18 protein-coding genes and 1 tRNA gene are annotated in these 17,950 nt (G+C 61.5%); 7 read left to right on the top strand and 12 right to left on the bottom strand.

Annotated features, from left to right (window positions below):
• The first annotated feature begins 24 nt into the window (after window positions 1-24).
• Window positions 25-1,176: a ribonuclease D gene (gene rnd, locus NKH59_RS05005; RefSeq protein WP_352472045.1), complete on the top strand. Its 1,152-nt coding sequence runs from the start codon at window positions 25-27 to the stop codon at window positions 1,174-1,176.
• Between the two features lie 12 nt (window positions 1,177-1,188).
• Here the strand turns inward: rnd and NKH59_RS05000 are convergent, their stop codons facing one another.
• From NKH59_RS05000 to guaB, 3 genes are read right to left on the bottom strand one after another with little or no spacing between them, the layout of a single operon-like run.
• Window positions 1,189-1,602, bottom strand: a complete 414-nt coding sequence (locus tag NKH59_RS05000; protein ID WP_353021154.1) for an MAPEG family protein — start codon at window positions 1,600-1,602, stop codon at window positions 1,189-1,191.
• Window positions 1,603-1,630: 28 nt separating this feature from the next.
• Window positions 1,631-2,170: a hypothetical protein gene (locus NKH59_RS04995; RefSeq protein WP_352542392.1), complete on the bottom strand. Its 540-nt coding sequence runs from the start codon at window positions 2,168-2,170 to the stop codon at window positions 1,631-1,633.
• Between the two features lie 31 nt (window positions 2,171-2,201).
• A complete protein-coding gene (gene guaB / locus NKH59_RS04990; protein WP_352458563.1) occupies window positions 2,202-3,704 on the bottom strand; it encodes an IMP dehydrogenase in 1,503 nt (500 codons plus the stop codon).
• Between the two features lie 295 nt (window positions 3,705-3,999).
• On the opposite strand from guaB, the gene NKH59_RS04985 reads away from it, so the two are divergent.
• On the top strand, window positions 4,000-5,421 hold the full coding sequence (locus NKH59_RS04985; RefSeq protein ID WP_352501491.1) for an MFS transporter: 1,422 nt from the start codon (window positions 4,000-4,002) through the stop codon (window positions 5,419-5,421).
• A gap of 180 nt (window positions 5,422-5,601) precedes the next feature.
• On the opposite strand, the gene NKH59_RS04980 is transcribed toward NKH59_RS04985, so the two are convergent.
• Window positions 5,602-6,297 carry an RlmE family RNA methyltransferase gene (locus NKH59_RS04980; RefSeq protein ID WP_023674449.1) on the bottom strand — a complete coding sequence of 232 codons (696 nt, stop codon included), beginning with the start codon at window positions 6,295-6,297 and terminating at the stop codon, window positions 5,602-5,604.
• A gap of 58 nt (window positions 6,298-6,355) precedes the next feature.
• Complete coding sequence (locus NKH59_RS04975) at window positions 6,356-7,738, bottom strand: Ppx/GppA phosphatase family protein (protein ID WP_353021151.1); 1,383 nt, start codon at window positions 7,736-7,738, stop codon at window positions 6,356-6,358.
• A gap of 328 nt (window positions 7,739-8,066) precedes the next feature.
• Between NKH59_RS04975 and NKH59_RS04970 the strand changes: the two genes are divergently transcribed.
• Both NKH59_RS04970 and NKH59_RS04965 read left to right on the top strand, forming a co-directional pair.
• Window positions 8,067-8,999 (top strand): lysylphosphatidylglycerol synthase domain-containing protein, encoded by a 933-nt coding sequence (locus NKH59_RS04970; RefSeq protein ID WP_352501488.1) that lies wholly within the window; start codon window positions 8,067-8,069, stop codon window positions 8,997-8,999.
• Window positions 9,000-9,279: 280 nt separating this feature from the next.
• Window positions 9,280-9,353 (top strand) — tRNA-Gln (locus tag NKH59_RS04965).
• Between the two features lie 269 nt (window positions 9,354-9,622).
• Here NKH59_RS04965 and NKH59_RS04960 read toward each other — a convergent pair.
• The 7 genes from NKH59_RS04960 to NKH59_RS04930 all read right to left on the bottom strand — a co-directional run bounded on the left by NKH59_RS04960 (window position 9,623) and on the right by NKH59_RS04930 (window position 15,019).
• Window positions 9,623-10,054, bottom strand: coding sequence for a YybH family protein (locus tag NKH59_RS04960; protein WP_352996485.1), 432 nt, complete (start codon window positions 10,052-10,054; stop codon window positions 9,623-9,625).
• A gap of 398 nt (window positions 10,055-10,452) precedes the next feature.
• Complete coding sequence (locus tag NKH59_RS04955; RefSeq protein WP_352614151.1) at window positions 10,453-11,976, bottom strand: trypsin-like serine peptidase; 1,524 nt, start codon at window positions 11,974-11,976, stop codon at window positions 10,453-10,455.
• 11 nt (window positions 11,977-11,987) lie between these two features.
• Window positions 11,988-12,707 (bottom strand): M12 family metallopeptidase, encoded by a 720-nt coding sequence (locus NKH59_RS04950; protein ID WP_352542379.1) that lies wholly within the window; start codon window positions 12,705-12,707, stop codon window positions 11,988-11,990.
• 126 nt (window positions 12,708-12,833) lie between these two features.
• The gene (locus NKH59_RS04945) at window positions 12,834-13,583 is read right to left on the bottom strand and encodes a hypothetical protein (RefSeq protein WP_352542378.1); all 750 of its coding nucleotides are present in this window, start codon (window positions 13,581-13,583) and stop codon (window positions 12,834-12,836) included.
• 22 nt (window positions 13,584-13,605) lie between these two features.
• Window positions 13,606-13,890: a hypothetical protein gene (locus NKH59_RS04940; RefSeq protein WP_353021147.1), complete on the bottom strand. Its 285-nt coding sequence runs from the start codon at window positions 13,888-13,890 to the stop codon at window positions 13,606-13,608.
• Window positions 13,891-13,922: 32 nt separating this feature from the next.
• On the bottom strand, window positions 13,923-14,213 hold the full coding sequence (locus tag NKH59_RS04935; protein WP_353021144.1) for an acyl-homoserine-lactone synthase: 291 nt from the start codon (window positions 14,211-14,213) through the stop codon (window positions 13,923-13,925).
• A gap of 83 nt (window positions 14,214-14,296) precedes the next feature.
• Complete coding sequence (locus tag NKH59_RS04930; protein WP_352681687.1) at window positions 14,297-15,019, bottom strand: LuxR family transcriptional regulator; 723 nt, start codon at window positions 15,017-15,019, stop codon at window positions 14,297-14,299.
• A gap of 149 nt (window positions 15,020-15,168) precedes the next feature.
• Here NKH59_RS04930 and NKH59_RS04925 point away from each other — a divergent pair, with 149 nt between their 5' ends.
• The 3 genes from NKH59_RS04925 to NKH59_RS04915 are packed head-to-tail and all read left to right on the top strand — an operon-like array spanning window position 15,169 to window position 17,908.
• Window positions 15,169-15,816 (top strand): cysteine hydrolase family protein, encoded by a 648-nt coding sequence (locus NKH59_RS04925; RefSeq protein ID WP_352501479.1) that lies wholly within the window; start codon window positions 15,169-15,171, stop codon window positions 15,814-15,816.
• Window positions 15,813-17,132: a type I glutamate--ammonia ligase gene (locus NKH59_RS04920; protein ID WP_352836448.1), complete on the top strand. Its 1,320-nt coding sequence runs from the start codon at window positions 15,813-15,815 to the stop codon at window positions 17,130-17,132. The genes NKH59_RS04925 and NKH59_RS04920 overlap by 4 nt, the downstream gene beginning before the upstream one ends.
• The gene (locus NKH59_RS04915) at window positions 17,132-17,908 is read left to right on the top strand and encodes an N-formylglutamate amidohydrolase (protein WP_353021141.1); all 777 of its coding nucleotides are present in this window, start codon (window positions 17,132-17,134) and stop codon (window positions 17,906-17,908) included. Before NKH59_RS04920 ends, NKH59_RS04915 begins: the two co-directional genes overlap by 1 nt.
• Window positions 17,909-17,950: the final 42 nt, after the last annotated feature.

The raw sequence follows: 17,950 nt of genomic DNA, 5'->3' as shown, positions 1-17,950 counted from the left end.
CTATCCCTTGCCAAAAGCGATTTGATGCACGTCATCACCACCCAGAAAGAACTCGAGACCGCTATTGCCGCTTTCGAAAAGGCGGAATTCGTCACCGTCGATACCGAATTCATTCGCGAAACGACCTTCTGGCCGATCCTGTGCCTGATCCAGATGGCAGCGCCCGGGGTGACCGCGCTGATCGATCCGCTGTCGCCCGACATCGACCTGAAACCGTTCTTCAGGCTGATGGCGAACGAAGCGATCGTCAAAGTCTTCCATGCGGCGCGCCAGGACATCGAAATCATCGTGCATCTCGGCGATCTGGTGCCGCATCCGGTGTTCGACACCCAGGTCGCGGCAATGGTCTGCGGCTTCGGCGACAGCGTCTCCTACGACCAGCTGGTGCAGCGCATCACCGGAGCGCGGCTCGACAAGTCCTCGCGCTTCACCGACTGGCGCCACCGTCCGCTGTCCGAAAAGCAGCTCGACTACGCGCTCGCCGACGTCACCCACCTGATCGAGGTCTACAAGCATCTCAGCGCCGAGCTGGTGCGGGAAAACCGCGCCCACTGGCTGAACGAGGAGATGGACGTGCTGACCTCGCGCGAGACCTACGATCCGCATCCCGAGGATGCCTGGAAGCGGCTCAAGATGCGGCTGCGCAAGCCGCAGGAACTGGCGATCGTGCAGGCGGTGGCCGCCTGGCGCGAACGCGAAGCGCGCGAGCGCGACGTGCCGCGCGGCCGGGTGCTCAAGGACGATGCGATCTACGAAGTGGCGCAGCAGGCGCCGCGCGACGCTGCGGCGCTGAGCAAGCTGCGTACCACGCCGAAGGGCTGGGAGCGCTCGTCGACGGCGACGGCACTGCTTGGCGCGGTAAACGCTGCCCTTGCCCTGCCCAGGGAAGAGATGCCGAAGCTGCCGAAGAGCTTCCAGCCGCCGGAGGGGTCAAGCGCCGCGGCGGAGTTGCTGAAGGTGCTGCTGCGGATCGTTGCCGAAAAGGAAGGCGTCGCATCGAAGGTACTCGCCTCCAGTGACGACATCGACCGCATCGCTGCCGAGGGCGATGAAGCCGACGTGCCGGCATTGCAAGGCTGGCGGCGTGCCGTCTTCGGCGAGGCCGCGCTCAAGCTGGTGCGCGGTGAACTCGCCATCAGGTTCGACAAGCGCAAGATCGCTGTGTTCGATTTGTAAGCTTGAGCTTGCTCAGACCAAGCCGAGCAGATGCAGCGCTAGCCATATCCATCCAAGTGCAAGAACCACCGCGCCCAGGTAGAATGCCCTGCTGCGCAGGATCAGCCGATTGCTGGTCAAGTGGACCGATGCGTGAAGATAGCGGGAGACGACAAAGATCCACATCAGTGTCAAGGTCAGATAATTGACGCCGTTGGTCACGTGCAGCGTCAAGCATAAGACGTAGAAAAGCACCGGCAGTTCGAACTGGTTGCTCAGATTGTCGGTGACGCTGGAACCAGGCTCCGTCGAGCGCGTCTTGAACTGGCCGGCCTTGGCTTCGCCCGATCTGAACGCACCATGGCGGCGCCGGCCCATAACGACGTAGACGATATAGACCAGCAGCACCTGCGCCAGCATCGGCCAGAAGATCGCGGTCTGGTTCAAGATGCCCCCTGTCTCTGTCACCCAGCCTTCAAGACCGTTTCTGAGCCATCAGAGTGAAAGCCGCAGTGACGGTCACTGGTATCGCCAGCAGGGCGAATTTGGTGACGATCAGCGCCGAGGCGAAGGACAGCGAATCCGGATTGGCCGACAGAAAATCGGACAAAAGACGAGCCACGGCGATATTCTGGGCATAGTCGGTAAGCAGGTAGGGCAGCACCAGCACAACCGCGAATATCGACTGGGTTTGCGCAGGCAGTGCACGGAAATTCTTCAGCCGCCGGCCCGTGGCCAGGATCAGGCTGACCATCGTCAGCGACAGCAGCGCCGGAAACAGCAGGTCGAAGGTCAGGTAATGCCAGACGAGAATAATTTCGCTGCCGCGCCGGCCGAGTGCCGTCAGCCAGGCCATGCCCTCATCCGGGGTGAAACCGGCATAGCGCATGTCGAGCGACGGCAGACCGCCGCTCAATTGGCGAAAATAGAGGAACTCCATTGCCGTCATGATGATGAAAACCGCCACGGTGGCGACACAGAGTGCGGCCGCGTGGCGCGACAGCCGCAGGATCATTGCCGTCAGATTGCGCCAAGACGCATGACGGTCAGGCTCCGCCAGGATAATTCGGGCTTTCGCGGGTAATCGTGACGTCATGGGCGTGGCTTTCACGAAGTCCGGCATTGGATATCCGCACAAAAGTGGCGCGCTCGCGGAAATCGGCAAGGTCGCGGCCACCGACATAACCCATAGCGGCTTTCAGGCCGCCTGCAAGCTGGTGCAGCACGCCAGACACAGGTCCTTTGTACGGCACCTGCCCTTCGATGCCTTCCGGGACCAGTTTCAGCGTGTCGCGTACCTCGGCCTGGAAATAACGATCGGCGGAGCCGCGCGCCATCGCGCCGACCGAGCCCATGCCGCGATAGGCTTTGAAGGAGCGGCCCTGGTGCAGATAGACCTCGCCCGGGCTTTCGTCCGTGCCGGCCAGCAGCGAGCCGATCATCGCAGCACTTGCGCCGGCGGCCAGTGCCTTGGCGAGATCGCCCGAATATTTGATGCCGCCATCGGCAATGACCGAGACGCCGGATTTCTGCGCCGTCTCGACCGCCGACATGATCGCCGAGAGCTGCGGCACGCCGACGCCGGCGACGATGCGGGTGGTGCAGATGGAGCCTGGTCCGATGCCGACCTTGACCGCGTCGGCGCCGGCATCGATTAGCGCCAAGGTGCCTTCCGCGGTGGCGACGTTGCCGGCCAGGATGCGAACCGAGTTGGACAGTTTCTTGGCCCGCGTCACCGCATCCAGAACGCGCTGCGAATGACCGTGCGCGGTGTCGATCACGAGAAGGTCGACGCCGGCGTCGATGAGGCGCTCGGCGCGTTCGAAACCGTCATCGCCGACGCTGGTGGCGGCGGCGGCGCGCAAACGCCCCTGCGCATCCTTGGTGGCGTGCGGGTTGAGCTGCGACTTCTCGATGTCCTTGACCGTGATCAGCCCGACGCAATTGCCGTCCCGATCGACCACAACAAGCTTCTCGATGCGGTGCTGATGGAGCAGCCGCTTGGCCTCGTCCTGATCGACGTTCTCCTTGACCGTGATCAGGTTCTCGCGGGTCATCAGCTCATAGACCTTTTGCGCCGGATCGGACGCGAAGCGGACGTCGCGGTTGGTCAGGATGCCGACGAGCCGGCCGACCGTGTGGCCGCCGGTGCCGCCGTTCTCGACCACCGGAATGCCCGAAATGCTGTAGGTGCGCATCAGACCCAGCGCATCGGCAAGCGTCGCCTCGGGACCGATGGTGACCGGGTTGACCACCATGCCGGACTCGAATTTCTTCACCTGCCGCACCTGCTCGGCCTGTTCGGCCGGCGAGAAATTGCGGTGGATGACACCGATGCCGCCGGCCTGGGCCATGGCGATGGCGAGCCGCGCCTCGGTAACCGTGTCCATGGCGGCCGACAGGATCGGCACGTTGAGGTCGATGTCGCCGGCGATGCGGGTGCGGATGTCGGTCTCGCCGGGCATGACCTCGGAATGACCCGGCTGCAGCAGCACGTCGTCAAAGGTCAGCGCCAATGCGCCGGTGGACGTCTCGATGATTTTTGCCATGGCCAGCCCTCGGAATGCAGGAAAGGCGCTCGCCCTGGATGGACAGCGCCGACTCGTCTTCTTCCCTTTCAGGATTGGCGCTGGCTCGTAACACGTCCCGTGGCCGTTGAAAAGCCGATGGTTGTGTAGTGGCGAAGCTGCATTTTGCCCCAGGGGCTGCGGGACTTGCGGTCGCACAAACGTGACAGCAAATTAATACGACATCCGGGCCAAACCATGATAACCGCCCTACCTGTCGGTTTGGCCCCCAGGGCCGGCAAGCAATCGCGACGCACATTTCAAGGCCGGATCCATCGTGAACCGCACCATTCCGCTTATCCTGGCGGTCGCTCTATTCATGGAAAACATGGATTCGACCGTCATTGCGACATCGTTGCCGGCGATCGCCATCGACATCCACACCAGCCCGATCGCGCTCAAGCTGGCGCTGACCGCCTATCTGGTATCGCTGGCGATCTTCATTCCGATCAGCGGCTGGATGGCCGACCGCTTCGGCGCCAAGAATGTCTTCCGCGCCGCGATCGCCGTGTTCATCGTCGGTTCGGTCGCGTGCGCCATTTCCAATTCGCTGCCGGCTTTCGTGGTGTCACGTTTCCTGCAAGGTATTGGCGGCGCCATGATGACGCCGGTCGGACGCCTGGTGCTGGTACGCGCGACGCCGAAAAGCGAGCTCGTCGCCGCCATGTCGTGGCTGACTGTCCCGGCTCTGGTCGGCCCCCTGGTCGGCCCGCCGGTCGGCGGCTTCATCACCACCTATTTTTCCTGGCACTGGATTTTTCTGATCAATGTGCCGATCGGGCTGATCGGCATCTGGCTGGCCACGCGTTTCCTGCCGAAGACCGACGCCGCGCAGACGCCGCCGCTCGATCTCATCGGTTTCGTGCTGAGCGGGCTGGCGGCATCGGGCATCGTGTTCGGCCTGTCGGTGGTCAGCCTGCCGGCTCTGCCGCCAGTCGCCGGCTTTATCACCGTTGCCGTCGGGCTGGCATCGGCGGTGCTTTACCTGCTGCACGCGCGCCGCGCCAAGAACCCGCTGCTGGCGCTCGAGCTGTTTCGCAATCGGGTGTTCCGCTCCTCGGTGCTCGGCGGCGGACTGTTCCGCATCGGCATTGGTGCCGTACCTTTCCTGTTGCCGCTGATGTTCCAGATCGGTTTCGGGCTGACGCCGTTCCAGTCCGGCATGATCACCTTCGTCTCGGCAATCGGCGCCATAGGCATGAAATTCGTCACTGCGCTGATCTTCAGGGTCGCCGGCTTCCGCCGGGTGCTGATTTCAGGCTCGCTCATCGCTGCCGCGTCCATCGCCATCAACGGCCTGTTCACACCCGACACGCCCTACGGGCTGATCCTCGCCATGCTGCTCGCCGGGGGCTTCATCCGCTCGATGTTCTTCACCGGCATCAATGCGCTTGCCTACGCCGAGATTTCGGCCGCCGACACCAGCAAGGCGACGCCGATCACCGCGGTGTTCCAGCAGTTGGCGATCGCGCTCGGTGTGGCGCTGGCCGGCGGCATCCTGGAAGTGTCGACCAAGATCCATGGTGGCCCGCTGACGCTGAGCGACTTCCACACCGCCTTCTTCATCGTAGCGGCGGTGTCGGCGGCAGCCTCGCTGTCGTTCATGCGGCTGGCCCCGGACGCCGGCAATGCCGTGTCTGGACATGGCCGGCTGACACCGCCGAAGACACTGGAGCCGGTGAGCCCGCCGGGAAGTTGAGAACCCCTTCCCTTCTCCCCTTGTGGGAGAAGGTGGATCGGCGCGCAGCGCCGAGACGGTTGAGGGTGTTGGAAGAAATGAGGCGATGATAACTGCAAGCGTGTTGCCAAGCTGGAACACCCCTCATCCGACCTCGCTTCGCGAGGCCACCTTCTCCCACAAGGGGAGAAGGAAAGGGCGCTACCCCTTGAAATCCTTCGCCAGCAAATACAGCTCCACCGATTCGTCGCGTGAGGCCGGTGGCTTGACGTGGTGGACCGAGCGGAAATTCCGCTTGAGTCTCGCCAGCAATTCGTTCTCGGCGCCGCCCTGAAACGTCTTGGCGAGGAAATGTCCGCCCGGCTTCAATACCGACAGCGCGAAATCGGCCGCCACCTCGCAAAGATGCATGGTGCGGATGTGGTCGGTCCGTTTGTGGCCGGTGGTCGGTGCGGCCATGTCGGAGAGCACGATGTCGGGCTGGCCGCCCAGCGTCTCGGCCAGCTTTTCGGGTGCCTGCGGATCGAGGAAATCCATCAGCAGCACCGGGGCGCCCGGCACGGCGTCCATCTCGAGGTAATCGATGCCGACGACGTTCGGGTGTTCCGCGGTCGACTTGGTACGCGCGGCGGCGACCTGGCACCAGCCGCCGGGTGCCGCGCCAAGGTCTATCACCTTCATGCCAGGCTTGAGCAAATGGTGCTTGTCGTCGATCTCGATCAGCTTGTAGGCGGCGCGCGAGCGATAGCCGTCGGCCTTCGAGCGCTGGACATAGGGATCGTTGATGTGGCGCTGCAACCAGCGGCGCGACGATTCCTTCAAGCCGCTTTTCTTCTTGATCTTTGTCTTCAGCACGCGAATGCCGGCGGAGCTCGGTCTTTCCGGTTTCTTGGTCATTGCTTGATTGCTTGTTTGAGCATGATCTTGTCCGAAAACCGGCAGCCACTTTTCGGGATCATGCTCTGCCTCGCCGCCAGACGCCGTCATCGGCCATCAATTCGCTCAATATGCCCTCGCGCAGGCCGCGGTCGGCGACACGCAGCCGCTCCGACGGCCAGACGGCGCGGATCGCCTCCAATATGGCGCAGCCGGCCAGAACCAGGTCGGCGCGGTCGGCGCCGATGCAAGGGTTGGCGACGCGTTGCTGGAAATCCCAGCCGACCAGTTTTTCGACCATGCGGTCGACGCTGTCGCGATCCATCCACAGCCCGTCGACGCGGCGGCGGTCATAGCGTTCGAGATCGAGATGGACGCCGGCCAGCGTCGTCACCGTGCCCGATGTGCCGAGCAAATGGAATTTCGGGCTGGCCAGGAGGTGGCTCAGCCGATCACGCCCGTCGAAGGCGCGCAGCCGCATTGCGACATCCTCGACCATGGCGCCAAAGATCTCGCGTGTCACCGTGCGGCCGCCAAAACGCTCGGCCAGCGAGACGACGCCGACCGGCAGCGACGTCCACGAGACGATATGGTTGGCAAGCCTTGGCGAGCGCTGACCGGTGAGGTCGATCAGCGCGATTTCGGACGAGCCGCCGCCGATGTCGAACAGCACCACGCCTTGCGTGTCGCGCTCGACCAGCGAACCGCAGCCCGACACCGCCAGCCGCGCCTCGGTCTGGCGGTCGATGATCTCGAGCTTCAGGCCGGCCTCGCGCTCGACGCGCTCGAGGAACTCGACGCCATTGGCGGCGGTTCGGCAGGCCTCGGTGGCGATCAGCCTGGCTTTCCAGACCTTGCGGTTGCGCAATTTGTCACCGCAGATCTTCAGCGCCTCGACCGCGCGGTCCATTGCGGCGTCGCCGAGCCGGCCATTGGCGGTAAGGCCCTCGCCCAGCCTGACGATGCGCGAGAAGGCATCGATGACGCGGAACTGGCCATGGCGCGTCGGCACCGCGACCAGCAGCCGGCAATTGTTGGTGCCGAGATCGAGCGCGGCAAACACCGGCAATTCCTGCAGCGGCGGCGGTGTGCGGGCACCTTGCCCCGGCCTTGGCGGAGCTGAGGGCGGAGGCGCGTAAGCCGCTGGCTGGGGCGGGCGCGCGGCCGGGGCCTCGTTGGCGGCGGGCACCGAAGCGCCGGCCGCCAGCGGACGAGTCTCGTCGCGTGCGAAAACCTTGCGCCCGCGCCGGCGCTTGCGCCGTTTCTTGGGTTTGCCGTTCTGATGCGGGCCGTTCTGACCCTTGTGATCGTGGGACGTGTCGCCAGCCTGTCCATTGCCGGACCAGGGTTGCACCTGACGGCCGTAGCGTCCGGTGGATGGGCTTGCCTGGCCGGACGGCGTCGGCGAACCCCTGGACACGCCCACTTCCGGCGCGCCAGCGCCGGCGTCGTGGTCTTCCACTGTCGTTCCTTCCGGCGCCGCGCGAACCGGAGACCGGACGCAGCAGGCGCTTTTACATGTTCAAGTTGCCGCCAGACTATCAGCGCACGGCCGGATCACCAAGAGCGCTCGCGGCGAATTTTGCCGGCGGCGTGAAGGCGGCGACGTCGGTGAGCCCTTGTCCCCTTGGGAGAAGGGAAGGCGCGAGCGCCACAACGCGCCTTCCCGGTTGAATAGCCGGCTTCAATGAGGCATTTCTGAAATGGAGGGTAAATCATTCGGCAACGCGGGCGGTTTGCCTGCTGCGAACCGGAAAACGGTACGGGCTGCAACGCATGATCGTCATGCCATGAACTGGAGGCGCTATTTCTGGCCCGTCATCGGCATCGCCGCGGTGGTGTTCTCGCTGTGGCTGCTGCTGCACGAATTGCGCGGCATCTCGCTTGACGATGTCTGGGCCGGCATAATCGCCATCCCGGCGCGCGGCTGGGTGCTGGCGGCGCTGAGCTCGGTCATCGCCTATGCCTCGCTCGCCGGCTACGACCACATCGCGTTGCTGCACATCGGCAAGAAAGTATCGTGGCTGTTCGTCACCTTCTGCTCGTTCACCACCTACGCGCTGTCGCACAATATCGGCGGCTCGGTGTTTTCCGGTGCGGTGATCCGCTACCGCGCCTACGGCACCAGGGGCCTGACCGGGCAGGACGTCGGCATTCTGGTGGCGATCTGCTGGATCACCTTCGTGCTGTCGACGCTGTTCGTCTCAAGCATCGTCCTGCTGCTCGAGCCCGACGTGATCGACCGGTTTTCCGGCACGCCGCATCACCGGCTGTCGCAAGCAGCAGGGCTCGCCATGCTGCTCGTGGTGGCGGCCTACATATTCGGCAGTTGGCTGCATCTGAGACCACTCAGGATCGGCAGCTTTCAGCTGCATTATCCGGCGCTGCCGATCGTGGCGCGGCAATTGCTGGTCGGCCCGATCGAACTGCTGGCGGCGGCGGCGATCATCTTCTTCGCCCTGCCCGCCACCGGCAATCCCGGCTATTTCATCGTGCTCGGCGTTTTCCTGGTGTCGTTCTCGATCGCGCAGATCTCGCATGCGCCGGGCGGGCTGGGCGTGTTCGAGGTGGTGTTTCTCGCGGGCTTGTCACATATGGACCAGGTCGGCGTGCTGGCGGCGCTGCTGGTGTTCCGGCTGTTCTACCTGATCATCCCGCTGCTGATCGCGCTCGGCGTGGTGCTGTTCTTCGAGCACTCGCAATACAGCCGCAGCGAGAGTTGAAGCTTGGCAATCGCGTCAGGCCTGATGACGACCGTGAGAAGATCAATCCTCAATGTAGGCGCCGCCCCTCAACCCCCTGCCGGGACCCTTCTCCCCGTGAAGAACGGGGAGAGGGTGAGGGGCAGCGCAAACGCCGGCAGGAGTGACGATAGGGCAAATCTGAAGCAACCGCGCCGATTGAAATGCCTACGGCAGGGTTGACTATTTTCCGGCGGCGGCTACAAGGCACGCGCGGCGACATCGTCGCCCTGCCCGTGTGGTTTTCAACGGCCGCGCCTGCTGGGGAATAGGTTAACGGTAGACCCACGGACTCTGACTCCGTTAGTCCTGGTTCGAATCCAGGTTCCCCAGCCAAGCAATTTCAATTACTTAGCTACCGAACCCGCTCCTCCAGGAATAACTTCCGTCGAATTACGGTGGTCGAATTACGGTGACAGTGCACTTTTCCCGTGTCGCCCTCTCCAGTATTGTCGCGTCGCCGACGTCGCGGTTTTCGATGCACCCGTGGGCCGAGAGCATCGCCGTGCAAATCGGCAAAGCCGCGAAACCCGGAAAACGAGGCAGGCGGCGAAAGGAAATTAGTGCACAGTCACCGTAATTCCTAAAACCTCTCCGGCAACCTTCTACTCCCCGACAATGGACGTCGGCGGGCGTGCCGAGGTTATCGGATCGGCATGACGAAGGACGATCCTCCACGTGCCTTCCTCGCGCCGGAATATGGTGGTGACGCGAAGCGCAATCGGCACCAGTTTGTTGCCACCACCGACCTTGGATTGGAACCGCTCGACCTCGACGATGTATCCCAAATCGGCTGTCGCATACTCCGAGATGCGCTCAAAGCCGATGGCCTTGCCGTGCCGGTAATTGGTGGCGGCCCGGTCCATGGTCTCAGCGGCCTTTCTCCATCCCTTGGCCGGCGGGCCAAAGGGATTGGCAATAATGACGTCGTCCTGTCGCGAGTAGAGGTTTTTCAAGGGCTCAGGATCGCCCTTTACGAAGGCATCCAGGGCCAGATGATCCTGCTCGATAAATTTCGTCAGGTCGGAGGCTAACATCTTAACATCGCCCCGTGACTAAAAAGAGAACTCTATCAGGCGCTTCATCCGCCCTTCGCCTTGCCACAGGCGTTCGGGCTGGTGTCCGAAGTATAGATCAGAATCACGGTGAGTGCACTTTTTACCATGTTGCCGCCGCCGCATGGTGCACCTTGCCGGCGTTCCCGGTCTGCCGCATCCCCGGCACCGTACGGGCGAGCCAAAGTGTTTTCACGTCCGAAGACTATAAGTTCCGCAAGAACTGCTCATCGAGTATTGCCGCGTCGCCGATGTCGTGGTTTTCGATGCACCATCGGCCGAGAGCATCGCCGGGCAAATCGGCAAAGCTGTGAGCCCGGAAAACGAGGCAGGCGGCGAAAAGAAATAGTGCACTGTCACCGTAATCTTTTCGTAATTCGTCATTTCTGTGACAGCAGGGTCCCATAGTTTGCTGCCCCGGCGGTCGGCTGAGGGCATTCGGGTATTAGGGGCGTTGCAACTTCGCCAGAGTGGACAGCAACAATCTTTGCCTCGTTCTCGGCCGTAACGAAGATCGGACTGCCTGACATGCCGCCCTCCGATTGGCAGTTGTGGTAAATTTGCGCGCCCTTGATACCATAAACCCGACAGCCCGGCTCAAGAGAGACACTTGCCGAAGCGAGTCCGTCGTTGTCCGATGACAATGTGAGGTTGCGAAGAGCTGCCAGGAATGGATTGACAGCGACAATGTAGAGCGGCTGCCACAGCGTTGGACGCCCGGAAATCTTGAAGCCGGTCGGGAGTTGATCGCCTGCTGCAACCGATATCAGCGGAATGATTACAGCATCGTAAGTCTTGCCGTACACAAAGCCTCGTAGCCCAGGATCGATTTCGACGGGGTATGACTTTCCTGAGAAAGTGGTGAAGTGCATCTGGCTATGGACACTGGCGAATTGAAGGTTCTCATCGCTGGTCCCCTTTATCGGATCTCCGACGCAATGGGCGGCTGTCGCCAATCCGATCTTGTCTTCGTTGCCATTTTTGAACTGTACGATCGTTGCCGTACAGTGCACGTCCTTTCCATCAAAATTCAGCTCGCCAACGTTCTCCTTAACTCTTTCCTTGAAATTCTCACCGAATGAGAATTTCGCGGCAGCGTTGCTGTCAATATCTTCGACACGATGGATGCACGCGTTGCCATAATCCTCAAAGACCTTAAACTCCGTTTTGGCGTTTTCCCTTCTTGTCTTGCCGGATAAAATGTCGAAATATGTCAAACGGTGCTTTCCGCGCTGTTCGAGCATAATTTGTGCTGCCTCGCTGCATCGCTCACTTTCGCTCCGCCTTAGTAGGAGTTCGCGCCAATATTCGTCGGGCCTTGACGTGGAATTGTTGCAAATGAGCTTCTCTGGATAGGTGGCCGTGAGTTGGCCGCGGGCAGTTTCGAGGTCAAAACCAAAGGACGACTTTTCGTCGGTTTTCAGCTGAGGCCCTCCCGATGCGAGCGGGCTTGCAAAGCTGGCAAAAGGCCGTGGCGCGGCGAGTACCTCAGGGCCAACCAACCCGGTGCCGGAGGCTTCAAACCCGACTGGCGCAACTGCATCTTCGAACGCGCCGATGCCGCCTGCGTTGTTGAGCTTGCAGTTCTCGCAAGCACAGGGATCAATCTCGCAAAGGGGTGAAGGTTGCAGCTCTCTGATAGGTAAATTGGGTAGATGTGAATCTACACACGTGTCAGGGTCCAGTTCGCATAAATTGGAAGGAGCACTCGGAAATCTATCCAAGCACGCCAACGGATCCTTTTTACATATGTCCACGACGATTGGGTCTTCGGGACGAGACAACGCGCTTGCAGGTAATTTTATACGCTGCTTAAGCACGTCAAATATGCTCTGGCTCCGGGCCGGCCCCACAACCGCAAAAACGGCGAGAAGGGAAAGGAGAAACGTCGATCTTGTTGTCATGACAGATGGACCTACTTCGGCAGCCCACCGCTTAATGACTTTGGATAGAGCGTTGTGATGGTCGTCTTGTCGAGCTGAGACAATTCGGTATTCCAGCCGACAACATCGTTAAGGTCAGACACCAACTCCTTTGGGATCGGATAGTGCATGATCGAGGTGGGATCGTAATTCGACCCGTTGACTTGGCTCAATTCGTATTTCGCAAAAACCTGTTCGCGAACGTCGTCCTTCGACCACCCCAGCTTCGCATAGTAAGCGAATACTTCCGCCTCTTTCCAACTGATGTGAGCACCTGGATGACTCTGCTCGTGAACCAGCGAGAGCGCGTGGCCAAATTCGTGAAGGGTCGTCCGATGGAATTCGCTCTTGTCAGTCGAGGCATCGAACCACCCAAAATTCATGGAGGGGCGCCCGCGCGCGGAAAAATAGCGCGAGTCGGTCCCTATGTAGCTCCAAGAACCGCCTTCTTCGAAGTTGACCAAGATATCCGGATCGGATTGCCCGAAGAGGAATTTGATTCCGATAAAGGGCTCCCATCCCTTGGCAGCAGAAATCACGTTGTCGATGTAGGCGGGTTGTGAAAGAAAGTCGACATGCAGCACACGCCTGTCTGGATGCCATTTCTTCTTGAACAACGAAATTGCTTCGGTCCGCGGCAGATTCTCCAGGGAAGGGTCATTCGCGGGATTTTCATCGATCGCGATATTCAGCGCAGTATTGAAATCCTTCATGATCACTTCTGTGCAGAATTTGGGCAGCGGTTCGCCCTCAGCGTAGACAGTTCGACAGTGAAGGCAAATCGGCGCAAAAGCCGTAAACGCCAAGAAATTTCGCCTGCTAAGCATCACGCACCTCCTCTACGAACCAGCATCTAGTCCTTTGATTTTCGTGTGAACAGGCCGGGCTGGCGGAACATCGAATATCTTGCCTCTAGGATTCTTCTTTTTTCCGTCGAAACTGACCGCCTGGATAGTTATATTTATATGCTGTACGTCACTGCGCGAGCTGTCGATCGATCCACCGAGCTTCACCGGGACTATTTCGAAATCCACTCCAGCCTTCGCACTCTTTTTGACCACGAAGTTGCTGTCATAGGTATATTTCTGAATGAAGGCGTAGGGCGCGCCGGCAACAGCCACGTTCACTTCACGTACCACTTGGCCAAGCCAGAGGGAGAACCCGGCATCTTGATATTCGCCACCCACGGTCTGGCATGCCAGTTCATTATAGCCACTGAGGATGATGCCGAAGTCGATCGTGCTGTTGTTGGTGAGTGTGGCCTCTCTAGAGGCCGTCAGGCTTGGCGATACGCTTCCTACAGAAATCGGGATTCCCGCCGATACATGACCGGAGAGCGTGGTTCCTTCGACGATATTCACATTCAGGCCTACGACGGCAACTGACTCCAGCAGCCCACTTCGTCCCTGGGTGTCGCTCGCCAAAGCATTCGAGATGCCGCATTTCAATGTGTTGATAACGCCGGACAGCGGAACGACAGGCGTCGACTTCGGGACTTCAGCGAATTGCTTTGAACTACAAGCGACCAGCGAAAGCTCCGAGACCCCGACGAAGCCGAGCGCAGCAATCCGTAATGCAAAATTTTGCACTTTGGTCTTTCCCCGATTTTTCTTACTTATACAATGCAGATGCGTATTGCTTGTTGTTGCTTTCCAAGAACGGCAGTTGTGCCCCCCGCCGAACCAGCAAACTCTGCTCAATCCCAAGTATCTTCCGCACGCTCGCCAGCGCCGCCTCATTCACCTCGATATAGGCGACGATGTACCATTCGCCGTTTTCTTCCCTGGCCATGCCCATCGGCTCGGCGCGCCATTTGAGGGCGCCGTGGTGCGGCATGAAGTAGGTTTCCTGGATGCCGCCGACGGCGCTGAGGCCTTCGTCGAGAGCGTATTCCATCACCGCGCAGCACAGCTGCGTCAGCGTGCCCCTCAGTCCAGCAGTGCGCCCGATTTTTCGCACATGTGAGAAAAAACCTCCGAGACCATATGCGGCTCGCTCGTTGGGATCAATCGAGCCGAAGTCACTACGCGATCGTCTTCAATGCCTAGCAGGTATGTCGCCGCGTCTGTATCGAATTGATCCAGCTCGCGACCATCCGGGCTCGGAGGGCGCCAGCGTTTTTGATGCACGAAGAAATCGTGCCGCCGGCGCAGAAACTCGTCGAATTCGTTTTCGTAAAGATGCTTGTTATGCGCATTGACTACGTGGGCCGTTATCATGGCGCGATCCCCCGATCGTTCTCGCAGGGATACTCGCAGTCGCGCTAATATACGTCACCTGTCCGATGGGACAGTTGACGCGTTTAGGGATGGATTAGGCGCCGGCGCACCGCCTCGACGACCGCTTGCGTGGTCGTTGCGACGCCAAAAGCCTCGCGAGCCCGTGTCGAGTGCCATTTGACCGTACGCTCGGTCAGGCCGAGGATCTGCGAGGTTTCCGATGAGGTCTTGCCGGCCGCGGCCCACAAGAGCACCTCTTTTTCGCGGTCGGTCAGCACGCCCTCATGGTCGTCATCGTCATTGGCCAAGGCCTGGATCGACATGCCCGCGTAGACCGCCATCGTCACCAGTTGCACCTGATGGCGCGGCGACAGGGTGCAGGCCTTCGCGGAAGAGGCAAACGACAGCACGGATTGCCAATGGTGAACGCTAAGCATCGGTACGGCGAAGCCGCTACAGATGCCGAACTCCGTCGCCTCGCCGGCAACGCGTCGTGAGCCCTCCGTATCCGACCACTTTGCCGGGACTTCGGACCAGAGGAACGGCTTCAAGGTCTTTGCCGAGTAAACGCAAACGCCGTCGACGGCGGCATGCTCGGCCTCGACATAGCGCTCGAACCAGCCGGCCGGCCAGCCATTCAGTTCGACCATCGGTGCAAGCTTCTGCCCGCCAAGCGGCACACCGCTCAGGATAAGGTGCTCGAAGCCGAGATTTCGCACGGTTTCGAGCAAGTCGCCCAGCAGCGGCCCGGTGGCTGTGTGCTTCCTGCAGCGTTCGACAAAGTCGAACACGTCTGAATCGATCATGACAGAGACCCCCCGTCTCCACGCCCGAAAACAAAGCTTATCTTAAATTAGTGACTTCGAATATCCCAATAAGTGCGTCCACCACGCAGGACGCGCGGACCAAAATCAGCTAAATCAGCCAGACGTGATCAGCGAAGCAGGACCCAAGCATGACGCCATCATTGCCGAAACGAAACGAGCCGTTCCGGGCCGGCGAAACCGCGCTGCTGCTGGTCGACATGCAACGGGTCTGGCTGGAGCCGGGTGCTGATCCGGCGCATCCGGAGCGCGGTCCCGATCACTATTTCTACCGGCAGACGGCGTCGCAAACGATCCCCAACCAGGAGCGCCTGCTGGCGGCGGCGCGGGCCAACGGCGTCGAGGTGATCCACACGATCATCCAGAGCCTGACCGAAGACGGCCGCGACTGCTCGCTCGACCACAAGCTGACGCCGATCCATATCGCGCCGAGCCGGCCGGAAGGCCTGCCGGTGCCGTCGCTGGCGCCGGTCGGCGACGAGATCATGCTGCCGAAGACATCGTCGGGCGTCTTCAACTCGACCAACATCGACTATGTCTTGAAAAACCTCGGAGTGCGTTATCTGATCGTCGCCGGCATCATGACCGACCAGTGCGTCGACATGGCGGTGCGCGATGCCGCCGATCGCGGCTATCTCGTCACCTGCGTATCGGATGCCTGCGCCGCCGCCTCGCAGGAGCGTCATGACGGCGCGCTCGAGGCTTTCGGTGGCTATTGCTGGGTCACTGATACCGCCACCGTTACGGGCCGTTTCGAAGCCTTGGGAAAAGCTGCATGACATCGACCGTCGAACCGCTGGTTGCCGTCGTCACCACCGATCTTTCGGCGATCACGCGCGGCCGCTCGGTCGTCGAAAGCAAGCTACAGAAGATCGCCGCGACCGGCGTCGGCTGGCTGCAGGCCAACCTGTCGCTGACGCCGTTCAACTCGATCGTCGATCCCAATCCGTGGGGCTCGTCAGGCGATGTGCGGCTCGTTCCCGATCTCAACGCGCGGTTCCGCACGGCGCTGACCGGATCGGCGACGCCTTTCGACATGGTCGCCGGCAACATCGTCGAACTCGACGGCAGCCCGTGGGTCGGCTGTACGCGGACCATGCTCAAGGATGCGCTGGCGGAGTTGAAGACAGCGGCCGGGCTTTCCGTCATCGCCGCCTTCGAGCATGAATTCCATATCGAGGGCGAGTTCACACCGGCTCATTCGATGTCGTTGGCCGCACTGCGCCGCGCCGACCCGTTTGCCGCCAATCTGATGGCGGCGCTAGCGGAAGCCGGCGTCGCGCCCGAAGTGGTGATCGCCGAATTCGGCACCGACCAGTTCGAGGTGACGTGCGAGCCGGCCGATGCGCTTGCCGCGGCCGATCGCGCCGTCGCCATCCGCGAGATCACGCGCGAAGTCGCGCGATGCGCCGGCTGGCGGGCGAGCTTCGCGCCCAAGATCGCTCCGGATGCCGTCGGCAACGGCGTCCACATCCATTTCAGTTTCGTCGACGAGGCCGGCAAGCCGGCGACCTACGACCCGGCCCAGCCTGGCGGCCTTTCCAGCCGTGCCGCTTCGTTCTGTGCCGGTGTGCTGCGCCACCTGCCCGCGATCACCGCCATGACGGCGGCGAGTGTGTCGTCCTACTACCGGCTGAAGCCGCATAGCTGGAGCTCGTCCTACACCTGGCTTGCCGATCGCGACCGCGAGGCGAGCCTGCGCATCTGCCCGACGGTGACGATCGGCGGGCGCGATCCGGCGCGGCAGTACAACATCGAATACCGGGCGGCCGACGCCACCGGCAATCCCTATTTGTCGCTGGCGGCGATCGTGCGCGCCGGGCTGGAGGGGCTGAAAGCCAAGCTGCCGGCGCCGCCGCTGGTCTCGGGCGACCCGATACAGATGAGCGTTGCCGAGCGCAAGAAGCTTGGCCTCGTGCGGCTGCCGGAAACGCTGCCGATGGCACTCGACGCGCTCGTCGCCGACAAGACCGTCACCGGATGGTTCGCGCCGGTGTTCGTCGAGACCTTTGTCGGCCTCAAGCGGCATGAGACCGAGCGCCTCGCCGGTCTCGACCCAGTGGCGGTCTGCGATCTCTACCGGACGCTGTATTGATGGCCGAGCCGCTTGCCAACGCCATCCTACCGGAAGGTTGGCCACCCGCGGTCGACGCAATCAACGAAACGGGGCGTTCCGATATCGTTCTGATATGCGAGCATGCGTCCAATCATATCCCGGCCGAGTATGCGCGTCTCGGTCTCGACAGCCGCCATTTGCAGCGCCATATCGCCTGGGATATCGGCGCCGCCGCAGTGACCCGCGCTCTGTCGAAGCTGCTCGATGCTCCGGCTTTCCTCAGCTCCTATTCGCGGCTTTTGATCGATCTCAACCGGCCGCTTGGTTCCAGCGGCAGCATTCCGGTGCAATCCGAGGACACCGGCATCCCCGGCAATGTCGGCCTCGATCCGGAGGAGCGAAGCCGGCGTGCCGAAATCATGTTCGCGCCGTTTCATGACCGCGTGGCCGCCCATCTCGACGACCGGTCGAAGCAGGGCAGACCGACGCGGATCGCAACGATCCACTCCTTCACGCCGGTCTTCCTCGGCATTGCGCGGCCCTGGCACGCCGGCGTGCTTTACGACCGAGCAGTCGATTTCGGCCAGGCAGTGCTTGCCGGCCTGCGCGCCGACAGTGCGCTCAACGCCGCGGCAAACGAGCCCTACGTGATCAGCCGTGACGGCGACTACGCCATACCGGTCCATGGCGACGATCGCGGCATTCCCGCGGTCCTCATCGAGATCAGGCAGGACCTGCTGGCCGGCCGCTCCGGCATCGAGGGATGGGCGAAGCGGCTGGCCACAGCGTTACCGGCGCAGACAAAGGCTTTATGAACAAGCTCGGCTGCTCGAGCGCAACACGAGATGGCACCCGGT

The organism is Mesorhizobium sp. M0998, from assembly GCF_040318885.1.
GTDB lineage: Bacteria > Pseudomonadota > Alphaproteobacteria > Rhizobiales > Rhizobiaceae > Mesorhizobium.
This window is presented reverse-complemented; position numbering and strand designations above follow the sequence as displayed.